The 18,460-nt window shown below is 43.2% G+C and carries 15 protein-coding genes and 1 pseudogene; 6 read left to right on the forward strand and 10 right to left on the reverse strand.

The genetic code is table 11. The annotated features are described in order from the left end of the window. Window positions 1–264 precede the first annotated feature (264 nt). Window positions 265–2,163 carry a penicillin-binding protein 2 gene (gene mrdA / locus ITG10_RS22870; RefSeq protein WP_017632614.1) on the forward strand — a complete coding sequence of 633 codons (1,899 nt, stop codon included), beginning with the start codon at window positions 265–267 and terminating at the stop codon, window positions 2,161–2,163. Window positions 2,164–2,285: 122 nt separating this feature from the next. On the opposite strand, the gene ITG10_RS22875 is transcribed toward mrdA, so the two are convergent. Then, window positions 2,286–2,921, reverse strand: a complete 636-nt coding sequence (locus ITG10_RS22875; protein WP_017632613.1) for a DNA-J related domain-containing protein — start codon at window positions 2,919–2,921, stop codon at window positions 2,286–2,288. Window positions 2,922–3,084: 163 nt separating this feature from the next. Continuing rightward, window positions 3,085–3,924 (reverse strand): 2OG-Fe(II) oxygenase family protein, encoded by an 840-nt coding sequence (locus tag ITG10_RS22880; protein WP_017632612.1) that lies wholly within the window; start codon window positions 3,922–3,924, stop codon window positions 3,085–3,087. 199 nt (window positions 3,925–4,123) lie between these two features. Between ITG10_RS22880 and ITG10_RS22885 the strand changes: the two genes are divergently transcribed. Continuing rightward, window positions 4,124–4,732 (forward strand): DUF2238 domain-containing protein, encoded by a 609-nt coding sequence (locus ITG10_RS22885; protein ID WP_017632611.1) that lies wholly within the window; start codon window positions 4,124–4,126, stop codon window positions 4,730–4,732. Between the two features lie 88 nt (window positions 4,733–4,820). Here the strand turns inward: ITG10_RS22885 and ITG10_RS22890 are convergent, their stop codons facing one another. The 5 genes from ITG10_RS22890 to ITG10_RS22910 all read right to left on the reverse strand — a co-directional run bounded on the left by ITG10_RS22890 (window position 4,821) and on the right by ITG10_RS22910 (window position 8,906). Further along, window positions 4,821–5,072 (reverse strand): hypothetical protein, encoded by a 252-nt coding sequence (locus ITG10_RS22890; protein WP_017632610.1) that lies wholly within the window; start codon window positions 5,070–5,072, stop codon window positions 4,821–4,823. Between the two features lie 287 nt (window positions 5,073–5,359). Further along, entirely contained in the window at window positions 5,360–6,268 is a 909-nt protein-coding gene (locus ITG10_RS22895) for a DMT family transporter (RefSeq protein ID WP_017632609.1), read from the reverse strand. A 30-nt stretch (window positions 6,269–6,298) separates the two neighbouring features. Further along, a complete protein-coding gene (locus ITG10_RS22900; protein ID WP_017632608.1) occupies window positions 6,299–7,993 on the reverse strand; it encodes an SgrR family transcriptional regulator in 1,695 nt (564 codons plus the stop codon). A 164-nt stretch (window positions 7,994–8,157) separates the two neighbouring features. After that, window positions 8,158–8,391, reverse strand: a complete 234-nt coding sequence (locus ITG10_RS22905; RefSeq protein WP_004730938.1) for a DUF3389 domain-containing protein — start codon at window positions 8,389–8,391, stop codon at window positions 8,158–8,160. Between the two features lie 89 nt (window positions 8,392–8,480). Beyond that, window positions 8,481–8,906: a hotdog fold thioesterase gene (locus tag ITG10_RS22910; RefSeq protein ID WP_017074330.1), complete on the reverse strand. Its 426-nt coding sequence runs from the start codon at window positions 8,904–8,906 to the stop codon at window positions 8,481–8,483. Window positions 8,907–9,045: 139 nt separating this feature from the next. Here ITG10_RS22910 and ITG10_RS22915 point away from each other — a divergent pair, with 139 nt between their 5' ends. Beyond that, complete coding sequence (locus ITG10_RS22915) at window positions 9,046–9,834, forward strand: M48 family metallopeptidase (RefSeq protein ID WP_017632607.1); 789 nt, start codon at window positions 9,046–9,048, stop codon at window positions 9,832–9,834. Window positions 9,835–9,964: 130 nt separating this feature from the next. Here ITG10_RS22915 and ITG10_RS22920 read toward each other — a convergent pair. Next, window positions 9,965–11,047, reverse strand: a pseudogene (locus ITG10_RS22920) (site-2 protease family protein). A 358-nt stretch (window positions 11,048–11,405) separates the two neighbouring features. Between ITG10_RS22920 and ITG10_RS22925 the strand changes: the two are divergent. The 3 genes from ITG10_RS22925 (at window position 11,406) to ITG10_RS22935 (ending at window position 15,908) form a co-directional block, all read left to right on the forward strand. Further along, the gene (locus tag ITG10_RS22925; RefSeq protein ID WP_102352236.1) at window positions 11,406–12,665 is read left to right on the forward strand and encodes an outer membrane protein transport protein; all 1,260 of its coding nucleotides are present in this window, start codon (window positions 11,406–11,408) and stop codon (window positions 12,663–12,665) included. Between the two features lie 13 nt (window positions 12,666–12,678). After that, window positions 12,679–15,126 carry a VolA/Pla-1 family phospholipase gene (locus ITG10_RS22930; protein WP_248386926.1) on the forward strand — a complete coding sequence of 816 codons (2,448 nt, stop codon included), beginning with the start codon at window positions 12,679–12,681 and terminating at the stop codon, window positions 15,124–15,126. 224 nt (window positions 15,127–15,350) lie between these two features. Beyond that, window positions 15,351–15,908, forward strand: coding sequence for a PhnA domain-containing protein (locus tag ITG10_RS22935; RefSeq protein ID WP_017060062.1), 558 nt, complete (start codon window positions 15,351–15,353; stop codon window positions 15,906–15,908). An 83-nt stretch (window positions 15,909–15,991) separates the two neighbouring features. Here ITG10_RS22935 and ITG10_RS22940 read toward each other — a convergent pair whose 3' ends face one another. Both ITG10_RS22940 and ITG10_RS22945 read right to left on the reverse strand, forming a co-directional pair. Further along, window positions 15,992–17,143, reverse strand: coding sequence for a BamA/TamA family outer membrane protein (locus ITG10_RS22940; protein WP_017630430.1), 1,152 nt, complete (start codon window positions 17,141–17,143; stop codon window positions 15,992–15,994). A 260-nt stretch (window positions 17,144–17,403) separates the two neighbouring features. After that, entirely contained in the window at window positions 17,404–18,309 is a 906-nt protein-coding gene (locus ITG10_RS22945) for a LysR family transcriptional regulator (RefSeq protein WP_017630429.1), read from the reverse strand. Between the last annotated feature and the right edge of the window lie 151 nt (window positions 18,310–18,460).

Here is an 18,460-nt window from a genome sequence, read left to right on the forward strand (position 1 = left end):
TCACTTATCTAGTAGCCCCATTTACCTAGTATCCATCATTTACCTTCTATCCCTTCTGAAGTGCTTATCCCATCAACCAACCCAAAACTTGTTGTTTAAATCAGTGCAGTAGACTCGTGATTAACTAGCACTTCTAGGTAGGCTCCAGCGTTACTAATCTTGGAAATACCAAGAATCATGACACAGCTTTTACAAAGCCATGGTGATATTCGGATAAAGTCCCGACTCTACAAATGTAACTAAATGTAAAAGTCTGAGGTTTTGATGAACCACCAACGCGTCAAAATGCGTGATCATAAAAGCGAAGTGAATCTGTTTCGAAACCGAGTAATCGTCGCGTTTGCGGGGATTTTAGTCTTCACCCTCGTTCTGATTGGAAACCTCTACAGGCTCCAAGTACAAGACTTCAAAAGTTACCAAACGCGAGCTGACGGAAACCGAATTAAGGTACTTCCTATCGCCCCTACGCGCGGTTTGATCTACGATCGCAACGGTGTGTTATTAGCCGAGAACCAACTCGTGTTCGATTTAACCATGATCCCCGAAAAGACGGATGATGTTGATGTTATGCTGAGCAAGCTCAACAAATTCATCCCTCTCAATGATGAACAAATCGAGCGATTCAAACAGCGTTATCACAACACCCGTCGCTTCAAACCCGTGACGATATTAGAAGGTCTTAATGAAGAAGAGATCGCTAAGTTCTCTGTTCAACAATATCAATTCCCCGGCTTATCGATCGATACCAGCCTTAAACGTTTCTACCCAAATGGTGAAATACTCACCCATGTCTTGGGATATGTGGCACACATCAACGACAGCGATTTAAGAAAGCTTGATGAGCAAGGTAAAGAATCCAATTACCAAGCGACAACCGTGATCGGTAAACTAGGTGTAGAGCGATACTATGAAGACCTACTTCATGGCACCAAGGGGTATCAAGAAGTCGAAGTGAACAGCCGTGGTCGTATTGTTAGAACAATTCAGTATGTTCCTCCTGTCGCAGGTAAAGACATTGTTCTTAACATCGACATCGAGCTACAAAAATATGTGTTCGACCAACTCGATAATCGAACTGGCAGTGCTGTGATTCTAGATCCGAAAGACAACAGTGTATTAGCGATGGCATCGAGCCCTAGCTATGACCCAAACTTGTTTGTAGACGGCATTTCGAGCAAAAACTACCGAACATTGCTTAACGACCCTGCACACCCATTGGTGAACCGCACAACACTAGGGGTTTACCCACCCGCTTCGACCGTAAAACCTTTTATGGCCGTTGCTGGTTTGCAAGAGCATGTTATCTCGGAACATACCATTCGTGATGACCACGGTTCATGGCGTATCCCCGGTTCTAAACCTAACTCAAAAGCGTGGCGAGATTGGAAGCGTTGGGGTCATGGCCCAGTTGATGTGACACAAGCGATTGAGGAGTCAGTGGATTCATTCTTCTACCAAACGGCCTTTGATTTGGGCATCGATCGTATTTCAACGTGGATGAACCGCTTCGGATTTGGTAAACCGACAGGTATCGACATCTACGAAGAAAGTACTGCCAACATGCCGACTCGTGATTGGAAGATGATGCGCTATCGTACCCCTTGGTATCAAGGTGATACCGTGCCGATTGGTATCGGACAAGGTTATTGGACTTCTACTCCACTGCAGTTAGCTAAAGCGACGTCTGTGCTCGTGAATCACGGTAAGGTAATGCCTCCACACATTCTAAGAGCAACACTAGATCATGGTGAAGACTTTGATACGCAAACGCCTGTTGTCCCTAAACAGATGGCATCAATTGACGAAGTTCCCGATGAGATTTGGGATGTACCAATTAATGCAATGAGGCTGGTAAACAATGGTAGTCGAGGCAGCGGTCGAAGAGCCTTCAAGGGCGCTGATTACGTCAGTGGTGGTAAATCGGGTACGGCACAAGTTTTCGACTTGGCAAAAGATCAGGTCTATAACTCGAAGAAGCTAGCACGTCACCTACTCGACCACGCGCTTTATACCGCGTTTGCACCTTATGATAATCCTGAATACGTTGCGACAGTGGTTATCGAACATGGTAACGGTGGTTCAAAAGTTGGCGCGCCATACATTCGTAAGGTACTTGATTACGCATTTGAGCATAAAAGTGGAGTGAGTAAAGACCACTCATAGTTCGTTACTCATCACTTATTAGTAGCAATAAATACAAAGCCCCACCAATCGTATGTGGGGCTTTCTTTTGTCTTCTATCTTCTGGGATCTTATTAAATCGAGTAGACCAAGCTTGAGTATTGTTAGCCACGCAATACATTCCATGCTTCGCACAACGTTTGAAACTTAGCCGTGTTGCCTTCGTCTCTATCGGGATGCCAACGTAGCGCTAGGCGTCTCCATCGCTTTCGAATATCCTGTTGGGTCGCGTCTAGTGGTAACTCGAACAAATTGAGTGCATGGGTTCTGTCCATATCCGTTTCACTGCCACCGACAAACTTCTTGTAGCGCGTCCAAAACTCATTCAACAGCCGCTTTACTTCACCTTCATCAGCTTCATAGTTGAGCCAATTGATATAGTAATCACGCAATGGGTCTTCAAGATCGATTGTATGAGTGCTGCCATGATATCGCCCGCTCATCAATTCAATGTCCATGGCTTGAGCCTGAAGCCAGCTATCTGGATATAAGGTCTCTTGCAGCTGATAGAGCGCATTCATGATCAAGAAGTTTTTCTTAAACAGTTCTTTTTCAGGCACCGTATCTAATACAGGAACTAAACCAAGTTCGTTGAGGTGCGTAGCCAAAGTATGTACTTTCCATCCACTCGGCTTTTGTTTGAGCACTTCCATAATCGGCCAAAGCAACGGATTTTCCATATGAGCCTGAAACTGAGGGCTCATATCTTGGTGACTCGATGATTCGGTGTTGTCTAACATGATTAATTGAGTCCATTGGGATATGCATTTGTGTATCTTATTAATTGAAAGCGATCTGGTTCTGTTTGTCGAGTTTCAAACTAAATAAATTTCAATCAGTTATGCTCTTATCAAACAAAAAGGCCAGCATAATGCTGGCCTTTAGAGTATGAAATCTTACTAATTAGATTACGCCAAGCTCTCTTAGACGTTCCATTAGGTATTCATTTGCTGTGTACTTCTCAGACAGAACCACTTCTGGTTTCGGGTGCAGGAATAGAGGTAAAGAAATACGAGATTTCTCTTGGCGAGCACCAGATGGATTGATTACACGGTGAGTCGTTGATGGGAAGTAACCACCAGACGCTTCTTGTAGCATGTCACCAATGTTGATGATCATGTTACCAAAATCACACGGCACATCTAACCATTCATCGTTCTGCGCTTTTACCTGAAGGCCAGGTTCGTTTGCAGCAGGAAGAACAGTCAGAAGGTTGATGTCTTCGTGTGCAGCAGCACGGATTGCGCCCGGCTCTTCATCACCCTGCATTGGTGGGTAGTGAAGTACGCGAAGCAGAGTTTGCTCGCTGCCATTAATCATTTCAGAAAGTGCGATTGAGAACTTCTCTTGTACTTCTTGAGGCGCGTGCGCTTCAACCCAGCCTAATAGCTCTTGAGCAAAAGCATTAGCGCGTTGGTAGTAATCTAGAATTTGTTCTTTCAGCTGTTCAGGAATCTGACCCCAAGGGTATACGTGAAAGTACTCTTTAATATCTTTTACAGTGTGGCCCTTTGCAACTTCCGACACTGAAGGTGGAAAATATCCATCTTGTGTTTCAACATTAAAGTGGAAGTTCTCTTTCTCTTCAGAAATGAAGAATTGGTACCAGTTTTCGTAAATTGACTCAACAAGCTCTTTCGGGATTGGGTGATTTTTTAGTACGCCAAATCCAGTTTCACGTAGAGAGCGAACAAATTGTTCTGCTGCGTCGTCAGCAAGATAATCGACAGTTTCCAGTTTCATGACTTTCTTTCTTGTTATGTAGTGATAGAGGGATTTTATGGTTCGCTTTGTTGTAAATCAAACTTTTGTGAAACTCTCGCAACCGTTTGTCTAGATACTGGGCGATAACGCTACTTTTCAACAAATTTGGTGATAAAACCACAATTGAACAGTGTTCATTATTGTGTAGCTATGGATGAAACTTATATAGGATCTGATGATGACAATTACGCCACTTGCTCAAAATAGACCTCTACTTTCACTGACTACTGTCTATCTTGTTATCTTTCTTTTTTCAGCCTTTGCACCCTCTTCTCGAGCTGTTTGGATTGCTGAGATCATCCCTGCGCTCGGTATTCTTGTCGGCATATGGTGGCTATCTACCAAGCTCACTTTTTCAAAGACGGCTTACGTTTTAATGTTCATCTGGTTAGTTCTGCATACGATTGGCGCTAAGTACACCTTCGCTGAAGTACCCTTTGATTGGTTTAATAACCTGATTGGGTCTGAACGTAATAACTTTGACCGCGTGGCGCACTTTTCGATTGGTCTTTACGCTTACCCGCTCGCTGAGTATTTGATTCGTAAGAAATTGGCTCAACCTGTGTTGGCGTGTTTCTTTGCTCTGTTTGCCATCATGAGTGTTGCAGCAGGTTATGAGATTATTGAGTGGTGGTATGCGGAGATTGCAGGTGGCGACGAAGGTATCGCATTCTTGGGCTCACAAGGTGATATTTGGGATGCTCAGAAAGACATGCTTTGCGATACAACAGGAGCGATAGTCTCGTTGTTACTTCTCAAGCTCCAAGGGCGAGTTAGAGTTCATTGATACTCGCCTTTGATTCTTAACATCAAGAGCAGTTCTTAACTTCAATATCAGCTCTGAAGTGCCACACTCAACCTGTGCTGTGGCATTTTTATTTCATCGTTACTTTGCCGCCAACAAACTTGTAGGCAGGTGTGCCTCTAACTAAGGTATCACGTGCGAACTCTATACCGCATTCAGGGCAAATGCAGGGCTCTGTCGTGAAATCTTCAACGATGCGTTCTTTAAAACACTTAACGAGAGCACCTTTGCCACCTTTCCGATATTTGAAAAGTTGTGTCTTACATTTCGCACAGAAAATCTGAACCGTCTTAGTCGGTTGTTTCTTGTTTGGTTTAGCCATAGTAGTTAGGGCGTGTTGACCTTTCGTGGTTACATTTTGTTCGAGATAAAAGCGTTTTAATCGCGGCGAGGGGGAAGTAGCCTAGTCATTCTAAGCAAATCTCCCTCAACAAAGAGTAAAACGCTTTTAGCCGAACCCTTCGGGCAGCGTTTGCTGGTCATTTCTACTACGTTATCGACTTCTCATGTAGGCTAGCTACACATCGACGCCTCTGCCTTGTATAAATACCCAGCAACTCGCTGCAAAAATCAGCTCGAAAGATCAACCCGCCCTAGTGATTGAACTCTTTATTTCTTAAGTTTCGGAGCGACAAGAACCAAGCTTATCCCGATCAAAATGACGGTCGAAGAGATAACAAATTGCATAGTGACAGGCTCGGATAACAACAACACACCACCAAGTGTCGCGATAACCGGCACAGAGAGTTGCGCGATAGATGCAACTACGGTGTTTAGTTTCTTCACAACGTAATACCACAAGCTATAACCCACACCAGAAGCTACCGCTCCCGACAATACTGCGTAAATCAGACCTTGCTCGGTGATAGATATTTGTGCCGTGACGCTAGGAACGAAGGCAAGAAGACTCAACAATGCAATAATGACTAACGAACTAAAACCAAAATTGGCCGAAGTCGATTGAAGTGCGTTTGTCGATTTCTTGCCTGCCAGTGTATAAACGCCCCACCCAACTCCAGCTAATACCATTAATATGATGGAAATCAGATCTGGTGAGCTTGTTGCGCCCGTCGGCATGAGCAAACAAACAAGCCCCGCAACAGACAATAAACAACCACCCCATTCAAGTGACGACAGTCTGTTACCAGCGAATAAATGCGCAGCAATCATGGTGAATTGAACAGCGACAAACAGTACTAGAGCCCCAAGCCCTGCACCTAATGTGAGGTAAGCAAACGAGAAGCCGAACATGTAAACCAGTAGAGCCAATATCGCGGTTAAATCGAGCTCAGAGCGAATCTTGGTATACATAGAAGTGTTACCTTCTATTTTGTCTTGTTTACGTTTAGCGTTTGAAGATAAGGTCAATAAAATCAACAGTGTGATTGCACCCGATAAGATGCGCACGACCGAAAAACTCAAAGGATCAATCGTTTGATCCATTAAAGCCCAACGACACAATACTGAATTAGCAGCAAATGCCACCAGCGTAATGAATGTGATAATCACGGTTTGCATTGTGTTGTCCTAATCGAGTTATCTTTGGTTTCAATCAACTTCTGGTTTTACCCAAACTTGGCTAAAGTCGAACCATCCGAGTGCATTACACTTAGCGTTTTGCAACGTACCGCACTGGTCTTTGTTTACGCCTAACCAACAGTGGAACATTGGAATCAATTGGTTGCTTTGTACCAGTTGTTTACCGAGTTGTCTTGCTGGGAATTGCTCAAACTCGCCAGAGCGCCAACGATCTATCATGTGACACCATTGATCGAAGTCTTCTGGTGGGCTCGATTCATCCAGAAAGCTGTAATCCATCAACCAACCGGCCAATGCATCGTCTCTGTTGTTGGCAATCCCCATTGGGTTGATCCAAATATCGACATCATCAGCGTGCGGTGGATCGGTTTCGTAACCGAATAGCTCAACATCGACATTGTATTGCTTCAACACAGTAACAATCGCTTTTGCAAGGGTTGGAAACATTGGATGTTGGCATTGATACGCCAATTTGATACTTGGTTTAACGCTTGCTGGTGGACAAACTGGCACCTTTAACTTGATGTCATACCAACCGGGTTTGATTCCGTAGGCATGCAGCACACCCAAGTCGATAACGGTCTCTTTAGGAATATGTACAAACAAATCAGATGCATTTAACGCGTTCGATAAAAACTCAGCCCAAGCTGGATCTTGTGCGATACCCTTCTTTCTATTCAATAGTAAATATGTACAGCCCGGATCAAGTTCTACTTCATCATCACTATCACCACGGTCTGCCATTATCGGCTTAGAAAGGCTTGGGTAAACCATCGACGAATAGGCCTCATCAACCACCCAAACTTCCACACGATCGATCAGCGATCTAAAACCAAAGTATCCATTGAAAGCGGTTAACACGAGTTGTTTCTCGTCGTTTTTTTCAATGCGATAAGGGCCAGTACCAATTGGACAAATATCGTAATCTTCACCACGTAAAATCATCGGCAGAGTCACTTTTGCGACTGATTCGGTTAGCGCGAGTGGGAAGTATTTATCTGGACGCGTTAAAAAGACATCAACCACACAATTTGCCGGTGAAGACACGTCTTTAATATGCGAGAACATGTTAAGTGGCTCGAGTAAAAGCAGCGTATCCACAACGTGACTCGTTAACAACGGTTCACCATTATGGAAACGGACACCCGGCCTTAAGAAGAATCGCCATTGGTGGTCGCTAATCTTTTGCCATGAATGCGCGAGATCTGGTTGCAGCTGATCATTCTCATCTAAGCGAGTCAACCCACTGAATACCTGACAAGCGATGTGTTGCTCAGAACGTCGCATCGATTTGGTTGGATTAAGCATGGAGAGCGGACGGTAGTAAGGTAAACGAATAACTTGTTCACCTTCTTGATACTGCACGCCCAAGTAGTTTTGAATAACTTGAGTAAGTTTGGCGGCATTTTGGTCAAGTACTGACAGAGCTTGACCAATTTTACCTTCTTCTAAGTAGCGGCGTGCTAGGTTTTCACTAACATCGCAACGATTCTGTTTAAAGATAAGTTGGGATAACTTACCGCGACCGGCTGCAGGTAACCACTCTACCCATCCCTCTTCTTCAAGCTTATTCAGTACCATTCTGGCATTACGACGTGTACAACAGAGCGCATCTGTTATGTCATCAAGCTGAACATCAGAATCTTTGCCATCGAAGTATTCAAACAGGGTTTCAAATTGAACGCGTAGTCTTGGGCTACTCATAAAGAGGAAAACTTATTCAAAGGATATTGAATTCAGTTTCCCTATTTTATGAGTCAAAATCAATCGAACTTAATACTATTTTACGAAGGGATTGCAAATATGAGTAGATTTAGTGCCTCATAAAGAAAGGTAAAAGCAGAAATAAACGCAGTGATAACCGCTAATTACATCACATCACAGCCGATTTCATTGGCGATGTCACGAAGCTGTTGTTCGTTGTCTAATTTAATCGACCATTTGCACTCAGAGCCATTTGCAGAAATTACATTTGCCCCTTTTCCGATCAGCTGAATTGCATCAACTTGAGCTTGTAATGTGACTCTATGTTCACCATCCAAACGAACAACCAATTCGTGCGCGGTTGCTATGACTTTTCCACTTTTAAACGTTATGACCATGGATTTCTCTAACTAAAATAAACAATGTGTAAATGAGGTTTAATAAGGTGTGGCTAGTATGATTACTGCGCCTGACCTTGATTAATGAACTAACGTTTGTGCTTCTTCACTGCAATGGTTAAACGGCTTGTGCAAACCAAGCGTTGACGCTCATCAGTGATGTTTATCTGCCATACTTGAGTAGATACGCCAAGGTGGATAGGCTCAGCGGTGCCGATAACGTGCCCTTCACGCATTGAACGAACGTGGTTAGCGTTGATGTCTAGTCCTACGCAATAATAGCCATCGGGTACGCAGAAGTTTGCGGCGAGTGAGCCAAGAGTTTCAGCTAAAACCACGGATGCACCACCGTGAAGCATGCCCAATGGTTGGTGCGTGAAATGACAAACTGGCATGGTTGCCACCAAGGAATTATCGTTAACCTCGGTGTAAACAATGTTGAGGTGCTCAATTAAGGTATTTTTTGAGGTCGCGTTGAAGGTGTCTAGGTCAACGGGCTTTTTCCAAATACTCATGTGGGTTCCTTAATTATTGATCTTGTTATCGCGTGCATAGCTTTTTCTATATTACTGGCTGTTAGTTATCTTACAGCCCTTAGTTATTACGCAAGTTGATGTTAACATGCATAAAAACCGAATACACAGAGGATATTGTATGACGTCATGGACGAAGTTTGCCTCGCTTCTCACTCTTGCAGGCCTAACCGCGTGTAGCGCTTCCCCGACAGGAAGAAACCAACTGCTGCTTTTTTCAGATCAAGATATGTCTCAGCTTGGGGCACAGTCTTTCGAACAAATGAAGAAAGAGCAACCCATCAGTAAAGATGCAAAAACCAACGCGTATGTTCAGTGCGTAGCGAACAGTATTACTCAACACATTCCTAAGCAAGGATTTAGTGAATGGGAAGTGGTGGTTTTTGATAGCGACCAAGTAAACGCGTTCGCTCTGCCAGGCGGAAAAATTGGCGTATACACGGGTCTACTCAATGTTGCGGTAAACCAAGACCAACTGGCAACGGTTATCGGACATGAAGTGGCGCACGTTCTTGCTGACCACAGTAACGAACGCCTATCACAATCACAACTCGCTAATACAGGTTTGTCGATCACCAGTGTTGCTCTAGGTTCATCAGAATACAAACAGTATCAAGGCATGACCATGGCTACATTAGGCTTGGGTGTTCAATATGGTGTTATTTTACCTTATGGTCGAACTCAAGAATCTGAAGCTGATATTGTAGGCCTAGAGTACATGGCTAAAGCCGGGTTTGATCCAAACCAGAGTGTTGATTTGTGGAAGAACATGGCGAAAGCATCAGGCGGCAGTCAACCACCAGAATTACTTTCGACGCACCCTTCTCACAGTACCCGAATTAAAGATCTGCAAACCAAGATCACGACACTGCCTCAATCGAACGTTGCTAAACCAAATTGCAAAGTTTGATTTGACGAACGCACAAGTTAGAACCGCAGATATTAAAACGCCCTATCCAAATGGTTAGGGCGTTTTTCATTTTGTTTATATTTGGCGACCCTGCGCTTTTATGAACAAGTCACTCAGTTATAGATATGCGTTAAGTGCCTAGAATCTGTAACGGTAGGCTCAGTAATTGGTCACCAGTTGAAGCGAAGTACCAGATAACACCAATTAATCCCGTTACTAAGCCCACATACCAAAGGAACGATACGATTTGGCCGTATCTGTCTAATGGCAACAAATGGCTATGGTGACGGCCTCTCCATTCGAACAGTATCTCAACACTACCCATGATCAATAAGAAACCAAACAGGGTTAAGTTCAATTGGTAACTCAACACGACACCTGCTACGGCTGCAGCGACACACAGTACAATGCCCAACACGCTGTTCATCGAAAAGCTGATACTTTTCAACACGTGGCCACCATCGAGTGGCAAAATTGGCAGTAAATTGAATAGATTTAACAAGGCGTTAAACACGGCAAGACCAGCGAAGAACATCTCGCCAGTTGCCCAGTACAAGACCGTAAATATCAACGACAGTATCAGACCAAACAGTGGTCCCATGATCGAGATAACCACATCTTGTCATCGAGTATTAATCTTTTCGTCTGAAAGCGCTAATCCGCCAAGGAATGGGATTAAGTAGATCCCTTTTGTCTTCATCCCAAAGTACTTCATCGCTCTGATATGACCGTACTCATGGAACATTAGACAAGCAATCAAAGCCAGTGCGAACTGAATAGAAAACAGCCATGAATATGCCGCTAAACTGGCAGAAGCAAGCACCACTTTAATCAACTTAGCACTTTTCAGCGCTTTCATTCCGAGTGACACCAAACCAATCAAGCTAAAACGTTTTTCAGGCTTAGGTGCCACAACAGGAGTTTGCTGTTCGATATCTTTGGTGCTGCGATTTCCTTCGGTAATAGTTTGCCCATTAACCGATGCTTTATACGTCATCTCAAAGGGTTGCCATTGAACCGAAGATTCAACGTGACACTGCAACGTTTCTTCACCAGAACGAAGCGTAAATGTGTGTGTTCTTACATCGTCGTCTTCTGAAGTCGCATCCAGTTGAGACACTAACGTGTTGTCCCAAAACAACTGCTGCCACCCTGCCATTGATCCTTCTAAACGAAGCGGTTTACCAAGAAACTCTATCGCGAGTAATTCCAAACTAAAAATTCCAATTTAATGACTATCAAAATGAGTCGACATTATGCCGATTTAGCGAATGGCGGTAAACAGAAACAAAGTTGTTACATATTGAGCTATTGAACACTATTTATACCGCAACGATGCATAAATACTCTGGTCACACCTCCAACCACGAATAAATCATTGATTATGTTTATATTATTGATGTTAAAATGCCACCCCTTTAAAACATAACCTCACAAAATAACAACTCTTTCTTTGACTTTATATAAAACATGAATTTAACATGTCATTTACATTGGAGCTTCAACACCAAAAATGCTCAGTGTGTTTTCAAACCATAATAACGAAATTCGATGCCCTAGGAGGGTCAAGGATGAAAACAATACAACGCTCTCTCGTTTCACTTTCAGTACTATTCGCATGTAACTCACTTGCGGCTGGTTTCCAAGTTGCTGAGCATTCTGCTTCAGGTCTTGGTCGTGCCTTTTCAGGTGAAGGTGCAGTAGCTGATAACGCGAGTGTACTAGCGAGAAACCCCGCCGCAATGACCCTATTTGATACAGCACAGTTTTCAGGCGCGGTTTCTATCGTTGATCCCGAGGTAGATATCACTCAAAACAATGTCCCAGGTTCTGGTGGTCAAAGCCAAGTCTCGAAAGATGTTGCACCTTTGCAAGTGGTTCCGGCCGCTTACTACATCAGCCCAATCAATGACAAATGGGCATGGGGCATTGGTATGTTCTCTAACTATGGAGTTGCTACCGATTACCCAGACGATATTTATGCTGGTGATCTTGCCGGTGATACTTCACTTGTGTCAGTGAACCTGAACCCGAATGTGGCGTATCGAATTAATGACCAATTCAGTGTTGGTGCTGGTGCAAACCTTGTTTACGCAGAGGCAGAACTTAATCGTCACCAGGGTTCTATATCGAACATCACTGGCGATCCTGCTTCTACAAAACTGATTAGCATGACAGGCGAAACCTTTGCATTTGGTTGGAACGTAGGCGCGTTGTATGAACTGAATGAAAACAATCGATTCTCTATCGCATATCGTTCAGAAGTGGACCTAGATTTTGATGATGGCGACTTCAGCGATTACACGGGTAGCATCGTCCAAGGCAGTGCAACGACCACAACCGGTCGTCTAAAAATTACATTACCTTCGATCATTGAGATTTCAGCTTTCCACCAACTTACCGATCAATGGGCTATCCATTACGGCTGGCAACAAACGGGTTGGAGTAGCTTTAAAGAGCTCAAAGCGACGAGCTCAGATTGCGCAAATGGTGAGTGTTTTAAAAAGACCGAAGATTACGACGACAATAACCGTTACTCACTGGGTGCTACTTATCAGTTGAACCAAGCATGGACATTGAGAGCAGGTCTTGCTTATGACGAGCAAGCAGGCGAAGCGACGTTGAGTATTCCTGATAGCGACCGTTTCTGGTACAGCGCAGGTTTAACTTACCAATACAGCCCTAACCTATCTATTGATGCCGGTTTTGCCCTTGTACAGAGCAAAGATGGTGATTTCACAGAAACGAACGAACTTGGCCAAGAGCTTGAGTTCTCTGGTGACGCAGTTGCCTACCTTTCTGCAATTCAAATGAACTACACCTTCAACTAAACGGACTTAAAACATGAAAAAGTTATTTAATGTTTCGCTGCTTGCGTCAGCTATGTTTCTTGCTGGTTGTGGTGATGACACATCTAGCTCGGGTGCTTCAACAACGATTCAATATGAGCAATATATTCAAGATTCACTTGCACAAGCAACGAGCATCAAGTTTCAACTAACCGGTGCTGATATTGCAGTTCCTCTTCCTAGCTTCGCATTAATGGATGCTACCGATGGGACTCTTGGTTTACCGACTGGCGGTGACGACTCATTAACCAACCCTGTTGCCGCAATGAATACAATGGATGGCTGGTCAACTTCAATGCCAATCATCATGGACTTTGAAGGTACTGGCTTAGCTGACGGCGTAGCTACAGGTGGGGTTTACCTATTAAAGCTTAGTGGTTCGCTGACTTCAGACACAGCACCAAGTATTACAGGCGTATTGACACAAGGCACGCATTTTAATGTTGTGTCTAGTGCTTCAACCGACACCTTCACGATAGTTTTCAATGATTCACTCGATGCTTCGAGCGAATACGTGTTGGCGCTATCAAATGAACTCACGGATGTTAATGGTGATCCTGTTGGCATGTCGGCAAGTTATGCTGCACTGAAATCTAGTGCGGTAACGTACACCGAAGGTAGCCTAGCTCAAGCACAACAAGTCACTCAAGGTGTTGAAAAGATCTTTGCTGGAGCGACTGCTGCTGGTGTTATTAACCTTGATATTGAAAACATCATTTATTCGACGTGGTTTACAACTGAGTCTGTAGGTAGTTCAATCTATTCAACAAAAGCAGCGACTGCATCCGCTTTAGCTCAGGGTGGAATGGCACAAGTATGGAAAGGCAGCGCTAATCCAAACAATATAGATCTATCATCTGCCTACCAAATGACATTTGGTACTACACAAGAATTGTCGATTGCATTAGCTGCAGATACTACTGTTGATACATTTATGGAGGCTTCCACCAAAGCCGCTATGCTAGCAGGTTATACGGGAGGACCGTTAAATGGTACGGTTAACGTCACCAAAGGTAATGTAAAACTACCCTACTACTTGGAAACAGGAACAAACGAATGGAATACGCAACCATTCGAATCAGGCATGCCAAGCCTTGTCAAGGTGTCGTCAGCTATTGCCGACACCAATGAAAAAGCAAATATGGCTTCACAGCTTGTAAGCTTAAGTGTAGATCTTACAAAGCTTGCTACAGACCCCGCAGAACAACTTAAACTTGTTGGTGCAAATCTAACTTTAAGTAACGGCAATGCATTAGACACAGAACGTGTCATCACTCGATATGCTCCCGTACCGCAAGTTAAATCACTGCAAGATGTAGAGTTTATTCTGTTTACGCCTGTAACAATTCCTGGCACTCCAATGCCAATCGTTATTTATCAACATGGTATTACTAGTCTTAAAGAAAACGCTTATGCATTTGCTGCGAATCTTGCTGCTCAAGGTATTGCTGTGATAGGCATCGATATGCCACTGCATGGAACTCGTAGCTTAGATAAAATTCCAAATGAACGTTCAGCGAATGCTAACCTGTTGGCATACCTAAACCTTACTAACTTACCTGTCGCGCGTGACAATGTAAGACAAAGTGTTATGGATGTGCTTGGGTTACGAGTCGCATTATCCTCTAACCAAGGTCAGGGCGCGTTCACATCAACACCTTTGGCAACTATAGATAACACAACGACCAACCACCCTAGACTATTTGGACATTCACTAGGTGGAATTGTTGGTATTACTGCGTTAGCACAAGCTAACAAAACAATTAATGACCCTACGGGGGATGCAATTTATGCGTTTTCATCTAGCGTAATTGCTAATTCCGGTGGTCAAATTTCAAACTTATTATTGGGGTCAGACTCATTTGGCGGCACTGTTATACACAACGTCGCGCTAGGAGGATTAGCAAGTTATGTGACACACAACACAACAATATGTGAACCGAATAGCTACACGATGACACAGTGTGTGGATGAGTTTATTTCAGACTCTGCGAATAAGGCGAGCCTCCAAGCCCTACTTGCTCAGTTCGCTTATTCCAGCCAAACGGTGTTAGATGTAATCGATCCTTATACCAATGCGGGAGATTACAGTGACACATTGCCTACACTAATGCTTCAAGCTGACGGGGATAAAACTGTACCAAACGCTGTTATCAATGATCCTTTGATTGGGAACGCGCCATTTGCTGGTACTGAGCCGTTAGCTAACAAGCTTGTTTTGAACAGTATAAGTGCATCAGCTACAACTCCTTCTACGTCAGTTACTCTCGAGTTTATTCAGTTTAATGCAGTAGCTAAGCACTCAACCGCAATTGCACCTCAAGATAAAGGAACTCCTCCAGCGGATTACAATCACTACTTGGAAATTCAGAGAGAACTGGTTGATTTCTTCTCTGACAACAAGTTGGATTCAGTGTCCAACGCAGGTTCTGTATTGGAATAATAACAAGTTCTAAATGAAACCAAATGCCAGCCTAACCGCTGGCATTTTTGTCTCTGTCGTTCGAACAAATCCCCTAGTTAACCGTTTGCATAAACCTTTAAAACACAAATGGTTGATCTCAGCTAAAATTAATCAAGACAGAATACCGTACGACCTCTTTCTTTATTGTAAATAAAGTGGATAATAGCCCCGTAAACTTAATACCTAATAAATGTGAGTCCATTATGTCTTCTGAAGCTACTATGCTAGAACGCTGCCAATCTAAATGTGAACTATGTGGTTCTGATTCTTCTCTTACTGCATACGCAGTGCCGCCACACAGCCACGTAACAGTGGATCACGGCATCATGGTATGTGACAAATGTCTTGGTGAGATTGACGATCCTAAAGATATCAACCACTGGCGTTGTCTAACTGACAGCATGTGGAGTCAAGAAGCGCCAGTTCAAGTAACTGCATGGCGTCAACTTACTCGTCTGAACACAGAAAGCTGGGCTCAAGACGCGCTAGACATGATGTACCTTGAAGAAGAAACGTCAGTTTGGGCACAAATCGGTATGTCTGCTGATGACAAGCCTCTTGATGTGAACGGCGTTGAACTTAAGAAAGGTGACGACGTAACAGTAATCAAAGACCTGCCAATCAAAGGTACTAACCAAGTGATTAAGCAAGGTACTGTTATCCGTGGTATCAGCGTTGGTGACGATCCTAAGCTTGTTTCTGGTAAAACAAACGGTGGTCAATCAATGTACGTAATCGCTGAGTTCTGCCGTAAGAAGTAATCTTACTGTAGCAAGTGATAAGAAATTAAAAAGGCGCTGACTAGCGCCTTTTTTCTTGGGAAAAATTCAAGTTTTCGGTTGTTCTAAAAGCCACTGCCGATATTAAAGTAGATAGCGCGTTCTTCATGGCTTTGCGCGTAGTCCATTCCAAGATGTAAACCGTAACGTCTTGCGATTTGGTATCGGAAACCGACACCTCCTGCATTCACGGTATTATCATGACTTATACTGCTATCTTGTTTAGCAGTTCCTGAACCGTAGAATCCTGAAACCTTCCAACGGTGGTTGATGCTATACGTCAATTGACCTTGGATTGTTTCAATCTCATCACCCTGATAACGGTAAGATGAAACACCACGCAAAGACACATACGGTTTTGCAGTGGGCGATACAAACAGATCTTGCTGTTCGAAATTTTGATAGTTTGCGGCCAAGCCTAATGTCCATTTATTAGTAATTGGGATATACGCTTCCCCATCAATATTCAAATTACGGTAATTGTAGTCACTACCAATCGCATCGTCGTAAATCATGTAATCCGCGGACAACTTATAGCCCTTCGTTGGATAAAATAAGTTATCTCGCGTGTCATATTCAGCTTCTAGTCCTAAGCCTGATGTGACCGATTCATTGCCTAAGAGTCTATCTAAAAGTGCATTCTCAAATTCAATCTCAGACTTTGCTAGTAATTGTTTTATACCTAACATCCAAGGCGTAATGCCGACTCTAAACTGTACCTTTTGAGACAATACCGCAACGGAAGTCGATGTGCCTATTCTTATGTCGTGGTCAATTGGCGCCCAATTGATGGATGTATACAAATCCAAATTCGCAACACCAAAGCCACCACCACCTGTATAACGGATAGAGTCATTCATCCATGAACGTCTGTGACCACCAAAAACAAACCAAGTCTCGTTTTCTGTACCTACTGCGCCAACCACTGACATGGCAGAAGGAACAAGCTGCGCACCACCATCAATAGCAGATAGCGCTGCCTGCTTTCGTTGTCGCTTCTCTTCATCTGTCTCGTGTAAAAACAAGCCAGCTACACCACCACCGTAACCTACCGCTGGTTCTGTAATTAAAATGGGAATAGGCAAAAAACCATGGGCATTTTCTGCAAGGTGATGCCCCATATCAAATTGACCATCAACAGGATCATAAAACGATGCTAAAGAAGAAGTGGTAAACAGAGAGCAGGAAAGAAGAACAAAGCCGCCGCAGCGAGTCATAAGATTGGCCTCATAAAAAAGGCCGGGTAATGGAACCCGGCCGAAAGTCTGCGTCCTTGCAGTAAACATAGAAATTAAACACTTATTGCCAATAAAGGGGGTCCTTAATCGACAGGACTAGAATATGCCAAACGGTGGTATTGCCCTACTCTCATATAGAGGGTCTCGCCCTACAAAATCAAATCATTCTAAAGATGGTAAATACGAAAAAGGCTCATATAAATGAGCCTCTATAAAAAATAAACTGTGTTATTGGTTCATTAATCTCTCTTTAGCAACCGCTCTACGTTTTCTTTGATAACTGATAATACTGATGACTTAACTTCGCTAATTTGTTTAGAATGAGGGCACCACAGTGCAAAGCCAAATTTAAATCCTTGTTCCATTTCAGACGATTGTATAGGTTCGATGTCGTAATGCGAAAATTCAGAATGAGCGAACGTTTTTGGTAGAAGTGCCCATCCTAGACCGGCTTCAACCATTTTAATAACCAGCGCTAATTGGTCGACTTCTTCATTGTCAGAACTAACGGTTATTTTTTCGGACATTCCTTCTTCAATGAAGGATCTTAAGACAAACTGCTTCGCATTTCTTAGCGCTAAAAGTACATCTTCTTTTGCTAAAGTAGAAAACTCGCCATTTTTTTGGACGAAAGGAAAAAATTCTATATGGCCTAAAAAGGTGGCATCAAAACTGTGTATTCCACGACTGTCATGCACGTTGACTAGTCCAAAATGATACTCACCGCTCTGAAGGCCTTGTTTGATGTCTTTTTTATTTCGTACTAGAAAATTCACTCGCATCATAGGGAAATCACGACGCAACTTCTTTCGAATATCCACAAGGATTTGATGAGGTATCACACTTGAATAAGCAAAAGTAATGTTTTCCAAACCGCCATAAGACAAGCTCAAGGCTACCTTGTCGAAAGTGCGTGCTTGTTCAATCGTTTGCTTAGCATAATGATAAAGGTGATGGCCATCTTCTGTTGGCTTAACCGACCTTCCAACTCTTTCAAATAAACTTACCGCGAGTTGGTCTTCAAGGTTTGTAATAACTTGGCCGATTGTTGTTCTATGCTTGTTAAGCTTAACCGCAGCCTTACTAAAAGACAGTTGGTCATAGACGGTCACAAATGCGAGAAGTTGTTCAATACTGAAATTCATTTTGTTGTGCTTACTTTTAGTCGTTATGTATTTAAATTATCACAGATTGACGTAATATCTACTTTGTCAGAATAATAATAGTGAAATGAATTCGTCTGGTTTATACAAAAAAACCTACTCAAGTCAGTAGGTTCTATCATTGATGTGTAAC

It is taken from the genome of Vibrio sp. ED004, assembly GCF_023206395.1.
Lineage (GTDB): Bacteria > Pseudomonadota > Gammaproteobacteria > Enterobacterales > Vibrionaceae > Vibrio.